This window comes from Streptomyces sp. NPDC058665, assembly GCF_042714995.1.
Classification (GTDB): domain Bacteria; phylum Actinomycetota; class Actinomycetes; order Streptomycetales; family Streptomycetaceae; genus Streptomyces.
On the sequence record NZ_JBHXRX010000024.1, the window covers coordinates 103,485 to 122,558 of the forward strand.

Sequence of the window (19,074 nt, forward strand, 5' to 3'; positions counted from 1 at the left end):
GGGAAAGCCTGACGGAAGCGCGTGTCAGGATTATCCTGACTCCATGCGTCTCAACCGTCCCACAGCGGACGATGACGCCGGCCTACTCGCCGAGATCCATACGCAGTGCGTCCAGTTGAGCCGCCAGTGGTAGGAGCCTGAGCAGAGTCCTCCAGCGCGGCCACGAAGCCCCAGCGGCTGCGGGCGGCGGACCTGACCGACGAGGCTGGACGCCGCCTGCGGCGCACCGTGGAGGCGGTGGACACCGCGCTCGCGTACGCGGCCGGGCAGCAGGTTGGCCGCGCTGTGCCGGGAGTTCGCCGAGGAGCGCCGTCGGGCGGCTACAGCAGGCCGAGGGCGGTGTCGGGCCGACACATCTTGCACGGCTCCCGGGCGCCCTGTGTCAGGGCCTCGATCGCCTGTTCCCGGCTGACTGGCCGGTAGGTGGGGCGGCGGTCGAAGCAGAGACCCTCATGCACGGTGACAGGCTGCTCGCCTCGGAAGTCGAGGATCCACTCGGGGGCGGCGGCTTCGGCCGGGCGACGGGCGCTTCGGCGAGGCGCTCTTCCTCGATCCGCAGCCAGCGATCCGTCTGGGCGATCTGCTGCTCCTGGACACGGCGCAGGAAGCGGAGCAGCTCCAGACGGGGTACCGGCAACTTATCGTTCACGCGTTCGATTGTAGGTTTCGCGAGCCTGGTAACCCGAAGGCCCGCCCCCGGAAGGCGAAGAGGGCGGGCCAGGGCCGGAGTGCGCTGAACGGGTCTGGAGGGTGGCGCATCCGTGGATGCGCCACGCCTCGTGGGCGCCGCGCTGGAACGCGGTGATGCCCGGTCCCTGTTTCATGGTGCAGCCACGACGCCAGGGGGAGCCTCGGCAGCAAGTGCCGTAGGCGGGCGTTGGAAACAGATTGCACCGGGTGAACGGCTTCGGCAACGGCCGCTGGACGAAATTGAATCAACTTCTTGGTTTCGCACCTCTGGCCTGCACTTTTCTGATTCGCACGGTTATCCAAAGTCACCCATCTGCCCTGTTCTGGCGGTGGCCTGCTGGACACCTGCGTATCAATGCACCACCCACGGCGGCCACGCATTGTGATGACGATGTCACCGGTGAGAAGATCCCACCAGTCGGGGGAGTCGATCTGGAAGTCGGCCCCCCGGTGGTTCACGGTGCAGCCAACTACGCGCCCCCGCAAGGGGCGTGACACGACGACAGGCAGGTATCACGCATGCGTTTGTTCCCCCCTCCGCCAGCTCCCGGCAGCGATCCCTCGCAGGGTGCGCTCACTACCACGGAACTGATCGTCGTGGTCGTCGTCATCGTCGTCGCCACGGTGCTCGCCGCCCTCGGGATGCCGCTGTTCGGCGCCATCGAGTTCATCGGCGGCGCTCTGTACGTCGCCGTCCGCTCCGTCCGGGCGATGCGTACGGCACCCCCGCTCACCGGGACGGCCTGACAAGTCCCATGGGACGGCGTGAAAGCGCCGTCGTCGCGGGCACCAGACAGTCCAAGGAGCTCGCGCTGTGGCTCCGGTCGCAGCGCGAGCGCCGGGCTGTCACCTACGCGACGATGGCCGAACTGACGGGTCACCGGTTCAGCCCGGCGACGCTCTCCCGCGGGGCCAGCGGCCGCAAGGTATCGCGCGAGGTGGTGCTCGCCTACGCCGAGGCGTGCGGTGCGGACCCTGACGAAGCGCTTCAGCTGTGGAAGGCCGCGCAAAGAGCCGAAGCACGGCGGCGGTTCCGCGCGAGGGCCTCTACGGAGTTCGGGGACCTCGCCACGTCGGTGCGCACCGTGATGACCCATCCCAAGCTCATGGACCACTTCGGCAAACTGCGTGACGCCATGGTCGAGTTACGGGCCCGGGAAGGCCAGCCGTCCCTGCGGGAGATGCAGGGCGCGGCGGGAAAGACCCACGACGGCCGGCACCGGCTGCCCAGGAGCAGTCTCAGTGTCATCCTCCGGGGCGAGGAGCCACCTTCACGAGCTCACCTCACCGCGTTCCTCGAGGTCTTGAGCGTCCCGGCAGCCAGGATTCGGCTCTGGGAGAAGGCATGGGACCGCATCACCGAAAGCGAAGCCCGGAAACCGCCGGAAGCCGCCAAAGTCCCACGCGTGGCATCTCCGCCGGTCGCACCACCGGACGGACCTCCCGTCCCGGAGACCACCGGCACCGGGGAACGCGACCCCTCACAGGCGCGAGTCCTGTTCGACACCGCAGGTTTTGTCCGAATGCCCGGCCCCTGGCACAGCCCGCGGCCCAATCCTCCCGTCGCCCTCACATCCTCCGGTCTGCCCATAAGAAGGCCGCGCCGCGCTCCGGTCCTCCCTCGCGACTACACGTCCGTCTCTCACCGGTATCAGCTGCGGATCATCACCCGGGAAGGGGCGGCCCCTCCTCTGCCCCTTCAGGACTCACCGGCCCCTGAAACCACGTCGGCCCCTCCAGCCCTGCTGCCGCCACCCCAACGCCCGCCGACCGCCCGGCTTATGAGCCGGATGGTCAAACGGCTCGTCCCGAGAAAACCGCGCCGCGCTCGTACCCGCTGGCCGAACTACTGAGCCAGGGACTCGGAGTGCTGGGCACGTGCCGAACGCGCCCAGCACACCTCTGCGGCATACCGCGTGAACACGTCCACGTGTCAGGAAGGTTGGTCCTCACCACTCTCGGAGGAAGGCCCGCGCCCCGAGCCGTCTCCGTGATCGTCCAGGTCGGCCGGGCGTACGGCTGGAGTTGTCTGTTATGACTGGGAGAGCAGCCGGTCGTCGATCGTCACCACGACGGGATCCCCTTCTTCGTAGTGGGCCCTGCTGAGGACCCGGGCGGTCGCTTCGTAGACCTGGGAAGCCATGGCCCAGTCGGCGTAAGCGACGAGTCCCTCGGTCTCGTCGCCGTCCGGCATGTGCCTGGAGGCGTCCGCCACGCGGTAGAGGGCCAGGAGCATGGCGACCAGCGACCGGCCGGAGAGAACTGCGGCCACAAGACCGTTCTCGCGTTCCTCCAGGGCAGGAGTCCGGAAGTGCGAGTGGCTGCCGACCTGCGCTGCCACGAATTCCCAGGTGTCCCGGTGGCAGACCAGGGTGGCTGATGCGACCCTCCCGGCTCTCATGATCGCCCAGATCCTGCCCTTCCAGGTGAGCGGCGAGGGCTCTTTCACTGGTTCGCCTGGGCCCTGCTCGCTGGCCTCCAGCGCCGCGCGGGAAACGTCGTATTGCCCTTCTTCGTGTTCGCGGACATCAGCTGCCGGCTCTGCCTGCTCGGCTGCAGGTGCCGGCTTCTGGGCTTCGTCCTCGTCGGCAGTGCGGACATCAGGGTCCGCAAAGGGCCCCGGATAATCCGCTGCGGGCGAGCTGTCCGCCGAGGCGGGGGCAACGGGCTCCGCTTGGGGCGCCGACTCCTGATCCGGTGCCTGCCTCTGCCCAGGTAGCGCTACGGGTTCCGGCCCATATCCGGTGTCGGCGGAGGCCTTGCCCCGGTACGGGTCCTCTGCCGTTTCGGCGGCCGCCGGTACCCGTACCAGTGCCGCGGTCTGCAAAGCCTCCAGGACTCTGCCGACGTCCTCGCGCAGGCTGTTGAGCCCGTGGTGCAGCTGGTCGACGTCACGGCGCAGGTCGGTCACCGCAGCGACGGCTTCGCTCGCCCGCTTGCCCGCGTTGTAGGAGCTGGTCCTCGTCTCGTGCTGAGACGACTTCAGATCGGTGAGGGCGGTCTCGCGCAGCCCCGTGATCTCGGCGGTGAACGCGGCCCGCAGGTCACGCTCCACTTCGTTGACCCGGTTGCCCAGTCCGTCGATCGATCTCTTCATCTCATTCTTCGTGTCGATCACGATCGTCACGAAGTCATCCCTGCGCGGCAAGGAAGCCCTCCACCTGAGTGTGTAGTCGGATAACTGCACTGCGTAGTCTGACCGGGCGGGAGGCGCGCGTGTGCCGCTTCCCGAACTTGGCTTGATACGCCTCGACATAGACCGAACAGAAGCGATCGAACCGCCGCCACTGCGCAGAGGTGTGCGGCCAGGCCGACCACATCCCCCCCCCGTCGCTCTCTGGCGCGAACGGTCTGCAGCCGGGCCAGCCGCCTGTACGCCTGTGAGAGCTGCGTCCGGGCGAACGGTTTCACGCCGCCCGGGCGCGGTCGTATCTGAGGGACCACTCTGCGGCAGCCGGGCGGGGCTGGCGGCTCCGGGGGCGCGCTACCGTAGGAGGTCGACACCCGGTCTTCCCTTCTTTCCGGCAGGAGCTCACGTGCCCGAGGATCCCGTCGCCCACAGTGAACTCGCTGCCCTGACCCGGCGTTTCGAAGAGGTCGCGGAGAAGCACGACCGCGAGTTCGGGATCATCAAGTCCGACCTCACCGCGGTACGCCTCCAGATAGGCAACCTGGACCAGAAGGTCGAGGCCCTCGGCGAGAAGATGGACCAGAATCAGGCCCGGATCATCGAGCTGCTGACCCAGCTTGCCGGTCGGCGCCCCGACGCCGGCTGATTCCCCCTTGGGCCTGGCGGCCTCTGGGCGGCGGCGGAGACCGCCACCGCCCCGCACGATCAGCCCCGCGTCCTTCTCGGGATGCCGGCTGTCCGCCGCGCCGGGCCGCCCGGAGACCACACCTGAACGTTCAGGTGTGGTCTGGCCGCCCCTTGGGCCGCTGGCTCAGCTCAATCCGGTGCTGAGGTGGTTGCGCCGGTTGGTGACCAGGGTGCGCCAGCGGGTGCGGGTTTCCTCCTCGCCGTCGAGCCATTGGGCGGGGGAGGGTGCGGGGAGGGGGAGTGCGGCCATGTAGTGGGTGATGTCGGCGTAGTAGGCGTAGTCGCCGGTGTGGGCGCGTTCGCGGAGGCGGGCGATGGTGGCGGCGAGGGCGGGTCGGTTGTCCCGGACGGCGTGGTGGAAGCACAGGGCGAGGTCGAGGGCTGTGTCCGCGGAGGTGAGTCCGGCGACGTCGATGTCGGTACGCAGGAGCCGCGCGCGGTCTTCGACGTCCAGATCGGTTCCGGCGTCGCGTACGAGGGCGGCGATGCCGGTGGTGAGGGTGGTGGCGCGCAGGTCGAGGCCGGTCAGCAGCTGCTGCGCGAGGTCGAGTTCGTCGTCGGCCCGGCCGGGGTCGGTGAAGGCGAGGACGAACGCGCGCTGGGCCTGGGCGGTGGCGCGCTCGCCCGCGATTCCGTGCTGTTCGGCTTCCGTGCGGGCGGCTTCGTACGCGTCGGCCGCGCGGGCCATGTCGCCCTGGACCCACCACACATCACCCAGGACACGGTTCCGGCGGCCCGGCCAGCCGAGCGTTTCGGCGGCGGCCAGGGCGGTGGGGAAGTCTCCGGCGAGGCGGGCCAGGTGGGCGAGTCCGCGCCGCGCGGCGGGAGCGAGCCGGCCGCCGCCGTCGGCCACGAGCCGCATGCCCCGGCGGGAGGGTTCCGTACGGCCCAGATCCCGCTGCGCCTTGGCGAGGTAGTAGACGGCCATCTCGTGCAGTTCGGGGGGCAGCAGCCCGGTGCCGGCGACCGCGGTGAGGCGGTCGGCGGTGCGCTCGCGGTGCTCGTGCTGGCGGCGGGCGAGCGCGCTGAGCATCTCCACCAGGGCGTCGGCCGCGGTCTCCATCCCGTTGCCTGGGTTGTTGCGGGCGGGCGGGGTGATGGGTTCCCACACCGAGTCGCTGACGTACGCCCAGGCGGCGTCGGTCAGCCAGCCCAGGTCGAGCCGGAAATCGCGGGCGAGGGCGAGGCCCTGGCGCAGGCAGCCGGCCAGCAGCATCCGGTCCCGGCCGGCGCGCGCGGCGAACTGCTCACCGAGGGCGGCCAGCGCGCGCCGGGCGGCCTGCTCCCAGTCGTGCGTCGACCAGCGGTCATCGGCCTGGTCGTCGGCGTCGCGGACGGTGGAGCGGATCAGGCCGTGCAGGTGGTAGGGCCACAGTCCGAAGGCGTTCTCGCGTACGAAGGGCCGCTCGATCAGCCGCAGGGCCGGCGCCTCGTGCGGCAGTCCCGCTGCGGCCGTGGCCAGGCTCAGGTCGAAGGCGTCCAGCAGGGCCACGGAGCGCAGGACGTGCCGCTCGTCGGCGGTGAGGTCGGACAGGGTGCGGGCGATCAGCGCCGGGAAGTCGTGGTCGAAGTCGGCCGGCTGCGGCGTGCGGGTGCGGCGGATCTCCAGGAACCGCATCACCGACAGATCGAGGTAGAGCGGCAGGCCGTGGGAGCGACCGGTGACGACCCGTCGGATGTCCTCGCCGATGAGCGGTGCGCCGTCGCGGGTGAGTCGGCGGGCGAGGTGGTCGTCGCAGTCCTCGGGGGAGAAGTCGCCGACGAGGGCCTGCCGGCCAGGGATGCGGGGCGTCCCGGCGGTGCGGGGTTCCGGGACGGCTGCCGGTGGGGTCAGGCCCGGCCAGGCGGCCGGGCCGGTGTAGTCGAGCTGCCCCTGGAGGGCGCCGTCGGCCCACTGGAGGCGGGAGCGGCCGGTGACGACGAAGAAGCAGTTCGGCATCAGCCACACCAGCCGCTGGAGGAGGCGCTCCAGGTCGCGGTGCGTACGGTCGCCGGTGTCCTCGAAGGTGTCCAGCAGGATCACCGGACAGACGCGCTTGTCCGCCGGGAGCCGGGCGAGTTCCCAGGCCAGCAGGTGCGGGTAGAACGACAGCGCCTCCAGGTCCGGTTCGGCCTCCAGCAGGTCCGCCAGGTGCGCGCACCCGGCGAGCGCCCGTACGGTCTGCCGCCGCTCCCGCAACGCCCTGGTGAGGGAACCGGCCACCGTGCCGACCGCCGTCCCGACGCTGCCGGGCAGGAGCAGGGCCTGGGCGACGTCCGCGAGCGCGGACTGCATCTGCTGCGGCATGGCCTTGCCGAACCGGCCCGCGAGACCCCCGCGCCGCAGGTGCTCCTCCAGGCTCTCGCCGGGGTGCCGGGCCTCCCAGTAGCGGCGCAGGGCGATGTCGAAGGCGGGCAGCGGGCGGCCCAGTTCGGCGAGAGCCGCGCGGATCGTCAGGACGACGGTTTCGAAGGACGTGCCGGCGGAACGGGCAAGGTCGATGCGCACGGGTCGGATCCGCTTCCCCGACCAGGCGGGCTCGCCCCACTGGGCGGGCCGCTCGTCGGCTCCGGTGAGCGCGGCCTCCAGCTTGCGGGACAGGGTCGTCTTGCCGATGCCGCCGACACCGTGGAACACCAGCACGTTGTTCCGCGGCGCCTCCAGGTCTTCGGCGTCGAAGCCTGGTCCGGCGGTGTGCCGCAGGTGTTCGCCCAGCGCGGCGGCGACGAGCTCCCACTGCGTCTGCCGGTTGGTGAACGCCTCCGCAGCGGCCAGGCTCCGGTCGTTCGTACTGAACAGCGCCCGTAGATCCCGGCCTGCCATCTCAACCCCCGAATCGATGATCACCTGCGCTCAACCTACTGCCCGCGCGGGGGCCGTTGGGAAAGCATCTCTCTTGATGGTGCGGCGTGGGCAGGGAGTTCACGGCCGGTTGCGGCGCTGGCTCGCCGAAATGGGCGAAGGACAATGGCCGTTTCCGTCGAGATCGACACGAAGGATGTAGTGCCATGCCCGACACCCCGAGCCCCGACTTCTCCGACCTGGACGGCGGGGATGAGCAGCAGGCGATGGACGCCGTTCGGAAGGTGATCGCCTGGTACAACTCGCAGATCGCCGCCGTGTACCGGGCTCCGGTCCCCGATGAGGACCGCATCGCGGAGCTGAAGGCCGCCCGGCAGACCGCCACCGATGACCAGGCGCGGCTGGAGACCGCGGGCCCGGAGGAGACAGCGCGGATCGCGGCGGCCTACGCGGCCCGGCTGAAGGAGGCCGACCCGGAGTCGTAGAAGCGCCGGGGCAGCGGCAGCCATGTTGCCCCGGTCGGCCGTTCGAGGCGGGGCGGCTGCATCGCGGCGGGCATCAGCGGGCGTGCGAGGGCCGCGATTGCGTCCAGCTCCCGGCGGTGGCGGGGCAACGCCCGGCGCAACGCCCGGTGCAGGGACACGAAGGCGGCGGCCTCCTGCTCGGTGTACGGGCGGCGCCGTTCCGCCTCCAGCACGCGGGAGGCTGCTCCCGCTGCGCCGGCCTCGTGGCGCAGCAGCGCCCGGCCGTCCCGGCGGATCACGCTGATCGCGGTGACGGCCGGGTGCCGCTCCGCGAGGGCGACGACGTCGGTGAGGGCGTGGAAGCACTGGTTGTGTCCGGCCTCGGGGGTGAACCGGCCGCTGACGCCGATCTGCAGGGCGCGGGCGTAGCGCAGGGCGGTCGCGAGCCGGCTGTCGGCCGCGCGCACGGCCAGGACCACGAGCTCGACCGGGTAGCCGGCGCCCGCGAACGGCAGCGCGCTGTTCAGGAACTCCTGTGCGCTGCCGGGTGCGGCCTCGATGAGGACGTCGCCGCGCCGGTCGCGTACGTACGCCTCCGCCTGCGCGAACCAGGCCCGGTAATCCGAGCGGATCGCCGCCCCGGCGTTGCGCGGATCGTCATTGAGCAGCTGGAAGTAGTCCGGATGCGACGCCTTGAAGTCGTCACCTTCCAGACGGGTGGCACCCGCGCGCATTGCCCGCTTGACCATCCGCGCGGCCGTCAGCTTGCCCGCACCCGGCTGCCCCAGCACGTACACCGCCCTCGGATCCTGGCGGGTGACGATGCCGCTCAGGTACGACGGCGCGATCAGCTCCTCGAAGATCCACCGGTGCTCCTCAGCAGACAGCCGGTGGTAGTTCACGCCCGGCGCCTGCCGGCAGGGCTGGGCGATGCGGCGGACCGGCTCCGCCAGGGCAGCGGCCCGTTCGGTGTCCCGCTGGACCGCCAGGCGCCGGTCCTCACACACGAGTTCGCGGTGCACCCGCCGGTCGGTGGACGCCAGCTCACGGCGGAAGACGGCCGTCTCCCGCGCCGTCCACGGCCGCGACCGCTCCCAGGTCACCGCACGGTCGGCCGCCGCCCGCCTGCGCCACGCCCCGTCGACGACCTCGTTGACGTAGAGCACCGTGCCGTCACGCCGGACAACCGTGATCCGGTCGGCCAGATACTCGGCCTCGATGACGGCCAGCGTCGCGAGCATTCCGCGAGCACAGGTGTCATGGTTCTCCCACGACACGTACCGCCCGCCACCGTCGACCGCCCCGGAAAGGAACCGGTCCAGGATGCCGAGCTGGCTCAGGGCCTCCGGCGTCGCCACCGCCACCACCTCGATGCGGTGGCCGGCCTGCCGGTAGGCGGCCGCCGAGATACGGAAGTCACCGGCGTCGGCGAGCGCCGACTCGACCACGGCGTCGAACCGGTGCGTGCGGACGTGGTCTTCGACTGCGGCCTGCCAACGGCGGGTATCAGGGCGGACCTTGACCCCGGCGGTGCGGACATCGGCAGCCAGCAGCGCCCTGTAGTGCTGGTGTGCCGCTTTGTACCGGTCGCTGCAGACCCGCACCGCGCCCCCACGACGGTCCAGTGCTGCCTGCACGAGGTCCGCGACGTCGGTCTTGCCCGCACCCGGCTGGCCGCCGACCACCACGACCACGGGCCGGGCCTGGCGGACCACGCCCTTTGTGGCGGTCGGCAGGATCACCCGGTCCACAGCCTCGCGCACTGCCCCCTCGGACAACACCACCGAGACGGCGTCCTTCTCTCCCACCAGTCCTCCCGGACGACCATTTCCACGTGTGACCCAGCCGTCTGGCTGATGCCCTGCCGACAGACCATGGTCAACATACCATCCGTACGCTATTCGTACGGCAAACGTACGCGACTGGTACGCTTCATGGGGTAGAATGTGGGTCAGGAGGTGTTCCATGTCCGAGTTGTTCGACGCGGTCGACGCGCTGCTCGCGTCCCGCGCCACGCTTCCGCCCCCGGCGGAGCGCAAGCGGCTGCGTGCCGCGCACGGCCTGACGATCGACGAGGTGTCCACCGCGCTGAAGGTGCGCCGGGCCACGGTGTCCGGCTGGGAGTCCGGCAAGACCGAGCCCCGCCCGCCGGAACGCGACGCGTACGCCCGGCTGCTCGAGAAGCTCGCGGAGCTCTACCCCGCCGACGCGGCCGTGCCCGCGCCCGCCCAGGACGTCGCGGTGCCGGGCGCGTTCACCGGTACGCCCGCCCCTGCCGCGGAACCGTCAGCTCTGTCCACAGCCCCGGTGCCCGAGGCCGTGGCCATGACCTCATCCGAGAACACCCAGACCAGCCCCGCCCCCGCCGTCACCACTGCTCCGGCGGCCGTCCCGCGTTCGGCGGGCACCGCCAGGCCGTCGTCGACGTCGCGGCGGCCGGGCGCGAAGAAGGCGGCCCCGGCCAACACCCCGGCGGCCGGTACGGACCCGCGGTTCGAGAACGGTCCGCTGGCGGTCGTCGACGTCGACGGCGGGAAGGTGCTGGCGTACTGCGTCGGCGGCCTGGTCCTGGACGTGCCCGCCAAGAGCCTGCCGTCCCTGGTGGACTGGACCCTCACCGAGGCCAAGCTCGGGGCACCGAAGCTGTCCGGTCCGGGCAAGCCGGCCGACCCGCTGCTCGTGCTGACCGAGGCCGCCCTGGAGCGCTACGGCCTCCCGGCCACCCTCACGGAGGAGGAGCGGCTCGCCGGTCGCCTTCCGGAGGGCCACAAGGTCATCAAGCAGCTGGTCCGCGCGGAGTGGAAGCTGACGAAGCGCGGGTTCGGGCCGTGGGCGAGGATCTACCGCCCCGCGCAGGGTTCGGAGCGGGCCTGTGTGCAGCTGTGCATCCCCTCCTGGCAGGCGCTCGACACCCGCCACTGGGGCGGAGCCGGTCAGCTCCCGCCGGCGGAACTTGCCCGGCTGCTGGGTACGTACGCGTCCCGGGTGATGACCCCGCGCGGCTCCACCGCCGTCACCGGCCTGGAGCTGATGACCGCGCTGCACCCGCCGACCCGCGCCACCGCGCCCGACGAGAACGGCAAGCGCACCTCCGAGCACAACCCCGGCTCGCTGGGGAAGGACCCAGTGGACTGCGCGCCGTGCGAGGCCCCCGACGGGCACCCGCTTCTGGGGGACCTGCCGCGCTTCCATCTCCGCGGCCCCGGCGAGAAGCTGTTCGAGGAGGCGTACGACTGGGCGCGCCCGCTCACCGACGCCGAATGCCTGCGCCGCAACCTGGTGGGCCTGGACGTGAATATGGCGTTCGCCGCTGGCGTCAACGGCCTGCCCCTCGGGCTCGGTGCGCCGACGCATGTCAAGGCGCCGGTGTTCGACCCGAAGCTGCCCGGCTCGTGGCTGGTGGACCTGTCGCACGTCGACCTGTCGAGGGTGAAGGCCGGCAAGGACAAGTGGGTGGAGTTGGACGGCAGTCTGCTGCCGAGCCCGTTCACACCGAAGGGCGACCGGCCGCAGGGCCCGGCCTGGTACGCGACGCCGACCGTCGCCTACGCGGTCGAGCTCGGCTACGCCGTGCGCCCGGTGGAGGCGTGGGTGCGGTACGACAACGGCCGTTACCTGGACGGCTGGTACAACCGGCTGCGTGACGCCTACCTCGCCACGATGGCCGACCTCGGTGTCGGCGCGGATCTGTCGCCGGAGGACTTCCTCGCGGCGATGGACGGCTACCGCCGCCGTGACCCGGAGCTGGCCATCGTCGTGTCGGCGGTCAAGGCGACCGTGAAGGGCGGGCTGGGGAAGCTGCGCGAGCGCCCGCGTGGTGAGGGGTGGAAGCCGGGTCAGCCGTGGCGGGCGCTGTCCCGTCCGACGTGGCGGCCGGACATCCGCGCGGCGGTCATCTCCCGTACCCGGATCAACCTGCACCGCAAAATCGTCAAGCACGCGGCGTTCACCGGGCAGTACCCGGTCGCGGTCCTCTCCGACTGCGTCGTGTACGCGGTCGACGGCGAAAGCCCGCTGGACTTCCTGCCCTACCGGGAGGGCAAGCCCCTGCCCGGCGGGTTCAAGCTCGGAGTCAACCCCGGCCTGGTGAAGCACGAGGGCACGCAGAGTGTGCTGTGGGGCGAAGGCGTGCGGGAGCAGTTCAACGCCCCCGAACTCAACCTCGCCCGGTACATCAAGGACGGCACCGTCACCGACGTCGACAGCGGGGAGTAGACAGGCATGAGCATCATCGGGGACGGCCTGGACCAGGCGGTGCAGAAGGCGTTCACCCGCCCGACGCCGAAGTCGGCCGGGGCGCAGATGCGGTACCTGGTCAAGCAGCTCAAGGGCACCAGGGCGGTCGCCCAGATGCTGCGGGTCTCCCAGCGCACCGTCGAGCGGTACGTGAAGGACCAGATCAAAAAGCCCCGCCCGGACCTCGCCGCACGCATAGAGCGCGAGGTGAAGAAGCGGTGGCAGCCGCAGATCCGCGCCAAAGCCAGGGAGAGGGCGGCCACTTCCGGCGGGATCGTCATCGACACCCGCGCCCGCATGGGCTACACCGCGCCGATCGGGTCCACCGACCAGGACCGCATCCGCCACCTGACCGTCGCCCTGCCCCCGCAGTACGCCGCCCGCCTCTTCGACGCCCAGGAGGCCGGCGCCAGCGACTCCCGACTCCAGGAGATCGCCGCCGAAGCCCTCAAGGAGACCTACTTCCAGGACGGCGGCCGCCGCGCCGGCTCCCTCGAGGAAGTCCGCTTCACCGACATCGAACACCTGGAATTCGACCTGTAGTAGCCACTCCCCGAACAGCAGCGAGCCCGGGCCCACTGGGTCCGGGCTCGTGCAGGGTCGCGTTCCGTGTCACCTGCCAACGCCGTGAGCTGGTCGCACTTCGCGTTCCGCGAGCGATGCCACCATGATCGTTCCGAAAGGGCGTGTCCTTTCGGCCCCGGTGTCCAAGCTCAGACGCCAGGGCGCGCCCTGCCCTTCCAAACGGCCAGGCCGGTGCCGGTGTACAAGCTCTGAGGTTGCTCAACTCTGGACGCGCCGCCCGTCTACCCCTCCAGAATCGGCGGCATGACGAATTCACCCCTTGTGCCGCTGGCGACCTTCGTCGCAGCCCTGGTGGCGGCCGGAGCTGCGCTGCTGGCCAACTGGCTGTCGGCGCGCACCAGCCTTCACACCGCACACAGTCAGCCGCGTATCGAGGCCGTCTCGATGTTCCTGGACGCCGTTGACGTGATGCTCGCCGAACGGCCTTCCCGGGGCGACATGGAGGCTGTCTCGTCCGCGCTGCTGCGTATCCAGCTGTTCTTCACCGAAAAGCCGGTAGCCATCGCGGACCGGATGCACGCCACCGCGCGGCAGGTGCTGGAGAACGTGCCGAGGCCGGGGCCAGGGCCGGACGAGGTGATCCTGACCATGGTGCGGGAGCTGGCTGAGAAGGAGGAGCGGGTGCTGGAGGCGGACAGGGATGACGAGGAAGACCCGGCAGAGGCGCGTGATCTGCTGGAGCTGCTTCTCCGGTGGCGGCGCGAGGCGGACGAATGGCACGCCCAGAGACGCCCCGAGCCGGATCTGAAGGAAAGGGCCCATGATCTGCGCGGGCGTGTCCTTGTGGATTTCGACGAACACGCCGAGCTGCTGGAGTACGACGATGTGCGGACGGTGCTGGGCAGCGGCCGGGAGCGGGCGGAACGCAGGCAGCGGGCGGAACTCTTCGGCGTGCTCCAGGGCGAGCTGAGGGGGGACCGGAAGGAGCTGGTGAACGCGGTCGCGGTGTGGCTGGAGAGTCCACCGCGCCGCCACTAGCGAAGAGCACCACCCGGGAGCCGGGCTAGGTGCGCCCTGGGGACGGTCCCACACGGAAAGGGACACGGAAACGCGGACCCTACAGCTCGCTCGCGTATCCACGGCAGGTGGCCCGTTCGCTGGCTGGCTATCTAGTGGGCGGAGCCTCTTTGCACAGCTCAGGCCACTGATCGCGAGTGTAGGAACGTGAGCCTCCACCCAAGACCGCTGCTCTGCCGCGTCAACCTCTCGCACAGCGGGCGCCACTCGCACGCCGCGCTCTGTCCACAGGTGACCAGTGGCCTCCTGGAAGCATGAGCGATCACGAGCAGCAGCAGCCGGCCCCGCGCCGCGGCAAGGTCCTGGAGGCCCTCGCACGGGCGGAGCGGAAGGTGTTCACCCGGCCCGCGCCGAAATCCGCGAAGTCACAGGTGAAATTCCTCCTCACGCGGACGAAGGAGTCGGCGAAGGATCTAGCGAAGCGTCTGGGCACCTCCCGCCGCACGGTGGAGCGCTACCGCGCCGGGAAGCTGACGACCCCGCAGAAGCGCCTCCGGGCCGCCCTGATGGAGGAGACCGAATCCGAGTGGCAACCACAGGTCAGAGCACAAGCACGCGAACAAGCAGCGACCTCCAGCGGCATGATGGTCCGCGTCGTCGCCCACTTCGGATTCACCGCCTCCGGGTCCTCTGACGACGGCCGCGTACGGCACGTCCTCACCGAGATCTCACCCACCTACGCGAAGCAGATCCTCGAACTCCAGGAGGCCGGCGCGACGGAGGAGGACCTGCATCCGATCGTCGCGAAGGCCATCACCGAGTCGTATTTCACGGACTGGGGTTCCCGCTGCGATGGCCTGGTCGCACATTTCACGGACGTCCAGTCGATAGAATTCGAGTTCTGACACAGCCGAATTAAGGACCTGCTATAAACCATATTCGGCGGGCCGCCGTACAGCGCTCTGGCGGCGGCCCGCTCTGATTCCTCACCACGAATGTGAGACCGACGATGACCACTCCCCGGCACCTGGCTGCCGACCGCCGACCGGCAGGCTCGCGGGTCACCCCGCTCTACGACCCGGCCCGCGTCGCCCGTATCGGCCGCCGCGTCGTACGGCGCCGGGCGAAGGGCATGGACGCCGCCGCTGTCGCGGCGGCCCTCGAGGACGCCCGGGTCGACGCGCGGCAGGCGTCCCGGCGTGAGGACCTGGTGGGCGATGTCCGCGGACGCGCGGAGCTCGCGGAGTGGGAGCGCCTGGACCAGCTGCTCGCGGCCGCGGCGCCGAGCACCGTCTACGACCCGGACGCCGACGCCGCGGCAGGCGCCGCCCGGGAAGCCGAGCTGCGCGAAGCCGCCCGGATCGCGGCTCGCGCCGATGAGCTCCAGGCGCTGCGCGAGCTGGGCACGCTGGAGCAGACCGAGCCTCGCGGCGGGGACGAAGCCGTCCGCGACGAACTCACCCGGCGAGCCGGCGGCTACGTCCAGGCCGACGTCGACGCCTGGCCTGCGCACGCCCTGGCCGCGCACCTCGGGCACTACCGCGACCCCGCCGCCCGTGCAGAAGCCGCCGGCCTTCTCACGCCACCGGTCGTCGCCCACGCCGCGCTGCTCGCCGAACTCGCCCGCCTGGTCCCCGGCGCCGGCGCCGACGTCGACATCGACGAGCTGGCGTTTGCGGCCCGGCTCGCCACCACCGAGCCCGAAGCCGCCGGCGCGCTCGCCGCGTTCTTCACCCGCGTCGAAGGGACCCAGGTGTGAGCGACGGCCAGGAGCTGGGGGTCGTGGGCCGGGAAGAGCGCAGCGACCGCCCGGCACCCTCGTCCGGCGCTGGCGTTGTGCCGGGCATGGACTGGACGCAGCTGCTCAAGGAACTCGCCGTCGCGGTGGAGGTGCGCAACCGCAGGGTGGCGAGCCTGCGGACCGCCGGTTCCACCGTGGCGGAACTGGCGGCGCAGGCCCTCGCGGCCGGCGCCCCGGGGTCACCCCTGCGCCGGATCCTGGCCGGGATGGAACCGCTGCTCGAACAGGAGCGGCCGCACGTGTGCGGGCAGAGTCCCGTCGTCCCATCCGTGCCGCAGCAGGCCGCGGACGCGGCGCCCGTGATCCGCCAGCCACCGTCGGCGAACGATGCCTTCGGCGATCCCGTGCCGGTCCGGTACTCGCTGGAGGAGGCGTGGGAGAAGGGGATCCTGCCGTGGAAGTCGCCGACGGCGCGCACCTATCTGCGCAGGCGCTCCCCGGAGCGCGGCATCCCGGTGCCCGAGGGCGAGCGGGACGGGCAAACCGTCCGGTACACCGAGGACGAACTGACGACCTGGCGCGCCGCCTGGGAGAAGCAGGCCGGCCCCACCACCGGCCGACCACCCGCGGGCCCCGAGCCGTTGTCACGCTGACTCAGCGTGAGCGTGACACCACTGTCACGCTCCCTCGAAAAAGTGTCACGCCATCCTCAATGCGTCACCATATGTCCGTTTCTCGGAGTCTGTAGGGCTCTCCAGGGCCGGTTTCAAGGGAGGAGCGTGACACCTAAAAGGCCGCCCGCACCAGCCTCCGCCGCATGATCCGCAACGAGAACCTGGCCTAAGGTGTCGGCTTCACTGCGTGCTGGCCATCGACGAATTCGCCAAAAGCTGGGGCCGCTGGGGACCGCGGAACTGCCCCAAAGGCGGCCTTCCCAGATGACGATGACCTGCGACTTCCCCCTACCGATGCCTGAATGCTCCCGAAATCCATGACTCCGTTGTGGGACGTTCCGCTGCCACGAATACCCGATGACAGACGGAAGAAGGAAGGAGGCGGAGGGAATGCCCAGCTCGAACTCTGACGATCGGCACCAGGCCGACCAAGAGCCCCGCCGCGTGCTTGGTCCTGTCGGACAGTTCATTGCGCTGGTGACAGCGTTGGTGATCGATCTGACAATCAAGCACCTGATCGGCGCCTGACGAGGAGGTTGGCCCTGCCGGGCGCAACGGCGTCGGCAGGGTCGCTCCCGGTCGTGAACTCGGCTGGCGGCACAACTTGCCGCTGGCCAGCCGACAGAACCGTGCCTAACGTCCCTCACACAGCCACATGAGCTTGACCTGCAACAACACCGCGCGAACCCCAGATAACCGTGGTCCTCGTCGCCTACCTCGAGGTCTGACCCGCGAAGGAGCCGAAGTGCCGACCGCCCTCCAGCAGCTCTCCGCCCACCGCGAGCTCAGCGCCCTGCGCGCCGTGCTGAAGTGTCCCCAGAAGGCGAGCGCCCTGCGCGAGGGCACGGCGGTGGACTCCGGCACCGGCCCGGCCTGGCTCGTGTTCCTGTGCTCCGAGCACTCCGAGCAGCTGCCCGGCTGGCCCGGCGTCCGCACTCACGCCGACCACTCGTCGATGCCGTGCGGCAGCGCCCTGGACTACAGGCCGACGGAGCAGCTGCTCCAGTCGCACGCCGACCTGTGGCTGACACCGCTGACCGGCGTCGACCCGGCCGCGCACGGCGGCGCGTGGTCCGACGTCCTGGACCAGGCCGACCGCGCGCTGCTTGCCCGCGCGGAGCGGGAAGCCGGCGGCGAGGACTCACCGCTGCAGAGCATGGTGACGATGATGGGAATGGCCTGCCGGTCAGCTGCCGAGGGCGACCTCGAGCAGGCCGCTGTGGCGCTGGGCTACTGCGAGACGCTCGCTCTCAACTTGTAACTGCCGGTCGGTGCGCAGCATTCGCACGACCGACCCCGGGTCAGTGGACGCGCTTGAGGCGGGTCGTCTTGGTGATGGGCGTGACGTTGCCCTTGGCCTTGGCTTCGGCCTTGCGGGCCTTCTCGTCCAGGTGGAGCTGGAAGCGGCGCTCGTACTCGTCTTCGAAGTCGCCGGTGTCCAGTCGCATATCCCGGGGCAGCGCCTTGACGGCTCGCTGCTGCTCGCGGGGGTCATTGAACGCGGCGATCATCGGGTGGAGCTGGAAGCGCCCGCGGCGGACCACGGTGACGAGCCGGGCGGCGACCAGGTGCGGCATGGCGCGGCTGATCATGCCGCGCTCCATCGCGAGGCCGGCGGCGAGTTCATCGTGCGTAGCGACGACCAGGCCGCCGTGCTCCTGCTCGGTCATCATGTGCAGCAGCAGGGTGTAAGCGGTGGGAGGCAGCCGCGGTACGTACGCGAGACCGTTGAAGCTGCCCCACAGCACGTTGCGGCGCGGAACCCATTCCTCAGCAGCGGACGTCATGACGTGGCCTTCCCTTCCCCATCCGACTCCTTGCGCACTTTCAGTTTCGCGCCGGGAGCGGCCATCGCCCGGAACGCGTCGGGCGCGTCCGGGTCCTCCATGATCTCCCGCAACAGGTCCAGCTGTTCCACCCTGTCGCTCATACCCGCCTGGGAGCGCTTCTTCGCACCCTTCTCCGGCTCCCTGAGTCCGCCCCTGAGCGACGCGGCCGGGTTGAGCTGGTAGAGGCCCCGCTGGAGCCTGCGGAGCGCGCCGTCGGCCTCCAGGACGTTGAACACCCGGCTGATGTGGGACCGGCTGTACCCGAGGGCCTCGGCAACGTCCTCGTGCTTGGCCTCGATCAGGCCGCCGGGCTTCTGCGAACCCATCAGGTGGAACAGCACCACGAGCACGAACCGGTCGTCGTCGTAGCGGACGGCAGCCCAGCGCATGAACTCCAGGCTGTCCATGGAGAACGCCTCGCCGATGAACCCCGTGCTGGAGCCGACGGGGAAAACCTGGGCGGCGTGGCCGGCGGGCAACTCGATGGTGGAGCTGGAGGAACGGTTGTAGGCGGTGGGCGGCGGCTTCGGGCGCCGCCGACGACGGAACGGGGCGCCGGGCAGCTTCGGCGCTGCACTGCCGTCCAGGGGCCCTGAGCTCATGGGGTCGCTGCCTCCTTGATCGTTGTGGTGTCAGAACCATAGCGAAGAACCGTGGCAGTAGTGCCACCAAAACGCGGCAGCGCCGACACGAAAGTCACCCGTATGTCAGCCCTGGACTGACCTCCGCTTCCGGATCGCTCCCCCCGCTGACGCACCGCACGTCGTTTCGTGGCACTGCTGCCACGAAACGACGTTGATCGGTCAGGACAGGCTGACATCACGACCGAGATATGTCAGTCCAGGGCTGACATATCTTTCTGAACTCAACTCCCTGACCTGCGGAAACGTGCGGCTCTTGCCTCTAGAGCGTGCGCGCGCGTGATACCGGTTCTCCCCACTGTGATCAAGCATCGCCACGCCGTGGGATCCGCCTACCAGCAGCAGCATCAAAGGCCGCCGCCCGGACCACCCCGTCGTGGCGCGCACGCCCGCTGCGGGCCGTCGCGCGCCGAAATTAAACCTTCTCCCTATCTGAGGTACCGTTCCGTGGCTTGGGTCCGCAGCCCAATTTGCTATTCCTCGCGCGAGTGGGGGAAACCAAATTCCGGCGCTGGCCTCGCATCAAAAGCCGCACCCGCCCGGGTGGTTGGTGGGTGTCTCGCGTTTCCGCCAACGGTACATGCTGCATCAATCCGATGCCTGCACTACACTGGAACTCACACGAACGAGCGACCCACCCCCTCACAGCCAGCCCGGC

19 protein-coding genes are annotated in these 19,074 nt (G+C 70.3%); 13 read left to right on the top strand and 6 right to left on the bottom strand.

From position 1 onward, the window contains the following. Positions 1-320: 320 nt before the first annotated feature. Positions 321-458 (bottom strand): DUF6233 domain-containing protein, encoded by a 138-nt coding sequence (locus tag ACFWV8_RS18015; protein ID WP_384202661.1) that lies wholly within the window; start codon positions 456-458, stop codon positions 321-323. Between the two features lie 439 nt (positions 459-897). Here ACFWV8_RS18015 and ACFWV8_RS18020 point away from each other — a divergent pair, with 439 nt between their 5' ends. From ACFWV8_RS18020 to ACFWV8_RS18030, 3 genes are read left to right on the top strand one after another with little or no spacing between them, the layout of a single operon-like run. Next, positions 898-1,185 (top strand): hypothetical protein, encoded by a 288-nt coding sequence (locus ACFWV8_RS18020; RefSeq protein WP_384202665.1) that lies wholly within the window; start codon positions 898-900, stop codon positions 1,183-1,185. 24 nt (positions 1,186-1,209) lie between these two features. Then, positions 1,210-1,437: a hypothetical protein gene (locus ACFWV8_RS18025; RefSeq protein ID WP_384202668.1), complete on the top strand. Its 228-nt coding sequence runs from the start codon at positions 1,210-1,212 to the stop codon at positions 1,435-1,437. 8 nt (positions 1,438-1,445) lie between these two features. Beyond that, a complete protein-coding gene (locus ACFWV8_RS18030; protein WP_384202671.1) occupies positions 1,446-2,543 on the top strand; it encodes a helix-turn-helix domain-containing protein in 1,098 nt (365 codons plus the stop codon). A 179-nt stretch (positions 2,544-2,722) separates the two neighbouring features. Here ACFWV8_RS18030 and ACFWV8_RS18035 read toward each other — a convergent pair whose 3' ends face one another. Continuing rightward, complete coding sequence (locus ACFWV8_RS18035) at positions 2,723-3,817, bottom strand: hypothetical protein (protein WP_384202674.1); 1,095 nt, start codon at positions 3,815-3,817, stop codon at positions 2,723-2,725. 409 nt (positions 3,818-4,226) lie between these two features. Here ACFWV8_RS18035 and ACFWV8_RS18040 point away from each other — a divergent pair, with 409 nt between their 5' ends. Continuing rightward, complete coding sequence (locus tag ACFWV8_RS18040) at positions 4,227-4,466, top strand: hypothetical protein (RefSeq protein WP_384202676.1); 240 nt, start codon at positions 4,227-4,229, stop codon at positions 4,464-4,466. A gap of 165 nt (positions 4,467-4,631) precedes the next feature. Here ACFWV8_RS18040 and ACFWV8_RS18045 read toward each other — a convergent pair whose 3' ends face one another. Then, on the bottom strand, positions 4,632-7,310 hold the full coding sequence (locus ACFWV8_RS18045; protein WP_384202679.1) for an ATP/GTP-binding protein: 2,679 nt from the start codon (positions 7,308-7,310) through the stop codon (positions 4,632-4,634). A gap of 185 nt (positions 7,311-7,495) precedes the next feature. Here ACFWV8_RS18045 and ACFWV8_RS18050 point away from each other — a divergent pair, with 185 nt between their 5' ends. Continuing rightward, positions 7,496-7,774 (top strand): hypothetical protein, encoded by a 279-nt coding sequence (locus tag ACFWV8_RS18050; protein ID WP_384202682.1) that lies wholly within the window; start codon positions 7,496-7,498, stop codon positions 7,772-7,774. On the opposite strand, the gene ACFWV8_RS18055 is transcribed toward ACFWV8_RS18050, so the two are convergent. Further along, positions 7,735-9,561, bottom strand: coding sequence for a zeta toxin family protein (locus ACFWV8_RS18055; protein ID WP_384202685.1), 1,827 nt, complete (start codon positions 9,559-9,561; stop codon positions 7,735-7,737). The genes ACFWV8_RS18050 and ACFWV8_RS18055 overlap by 40 nt on opposite strands. 157 nt (positions 9,562-9,718) lie before the next feature. Here ACFWV8_RS18055 and tap point away from each other — a divergent pair, with 157 nt between their 5' ends. From tap to ACFWV8_RS18095, 8 genes are all read left to right on the top strand, one after another. Beyond that, positions 9,719-11,968 (top strand): telomere-associated protein Tap, encoded by a 2,250-nt coding sequence (gene tap / locus ACFWV8_RS18060; RefSeq protein WP_384202688.1) that lies wholly within the window; start codon positions 9,719-9,721, stop codon positions 11,966-11,968. Positions 11,969-11,974: 6 nt separating this feature from the next. Continuing rightward, positions 11,975-12,532, top strand: coding sequence for a telomere-protecting terminal protein Tpg (gene tpg, locus ACFWV8_RS18065; RefSeq protein WP_384202691.1), 558 nt, complete (start codon positions 11,975-11,977; stop codon positions 12,530-12,532). Positions 12,533-12,817: 285 nt separating this feature from the next. Beyond that, entirely contained in the window at positions 12,818-13,552 is a 735-nt protein-coding gene (locus tag ACFWV8_RS18070) for a hypothetical protein (RefSeq protein WP_384202694.1), read from the top strand. Positions 13,553-13,845: 293 nt separating this feature from the next. Continuing rightward, positions 13,846-14,436 carry a telomere-protecting terminal protein Tpg gene (tpg, locus tag ACFWV8_RS18075; RefSeq protein ID WP_384202697.1) on the top strand — a complete coding sequence of 197 codons (591 nt, stop codon included), beginning with the start codon at positions 13,846-13,848 and terminating at the stop codon, positions 14,434-14,436. Between the two features lie 104 nt (positions 14,437-14,540). Further along, positions 14,541-15,290 (top strand): hypothetical protein, encoded by a 750-nt coding sequence (locus ACFWV8_RS18080; RefSeq protein WP_384202699.1) that lies wholly within the window; start codon positions 14,541-14,543, stop codon positions 15,288-15,290. Continuing rightward, entirely contained in the window at positions 15,287-15,925 is a 639-nt protein-coding gene (locus ACFWV8_RS18085) for a hypothetical protein (RefSeq protein ID WP_384202702.1), read from the top strand. Before ACFWV8_RS18080 ends, ACFWV8_RS18085 begins: the two co-directional genes overlap by 4 nt. Before the next feature lie 411 nt (positions 15,926-16,336). Further along, on the top strand, positions 16,337-16,474 hold the full coding sequence (locus ACFWV8_RS18090) for a hypothetical protein (protein ID WP_358747710.1): 138 nt from the start codon (positions 16,337-16,339) through the stop codon (positions 16,472-16,474). Between the two features lie 217 nt (positions 16,475-16,691). Continuing rightward, complete coding sequence (locus ACFWV8_RS18095) at positions 16,692-17,207, top strand: hypothetical protein (protein WP_384202706.1); 516 nt, start codon at positions 16,692-16,694, stop codon at positions 17,205-17,207. Between the two features lie 40 nt (positions 17,208-17,247). On the opposite strand, the gene ACFWV8_RS18100 is transcribed toward ACFWV8_RS18095, so the two are convergent. Together ACFWV8_RS18100 and ACFWV8_RS18105 are read right to left on the bottom strand one after the other, a co-directional pair. After that, positions 17,248-17,733, bottom strand: coding sequence for a hypothetical protein (locus tag ACFWV8_RS18100; RefSeq protein WP_384202709.1), 486 nt, complete (start codon positions 17,731-17,733; stop codon positions 17,248-17,250). Beyond that, entirely contained in the window at positions 17,730-18,377 is a 648-nt protein-coding gene (locus tag ACFWV8_RS18105; protein ID WP_384202712.1) for a helix-turn-helix domain-containing protein, read from the bottom strand. The genes ACFWV8_RS18100 and ACFWV8_RS18105 overlap by 4 nt, the downstream gene beginning before the upstream one ends. Positions 18,378-19,074 lie beyond the last annotated feature (697 nt).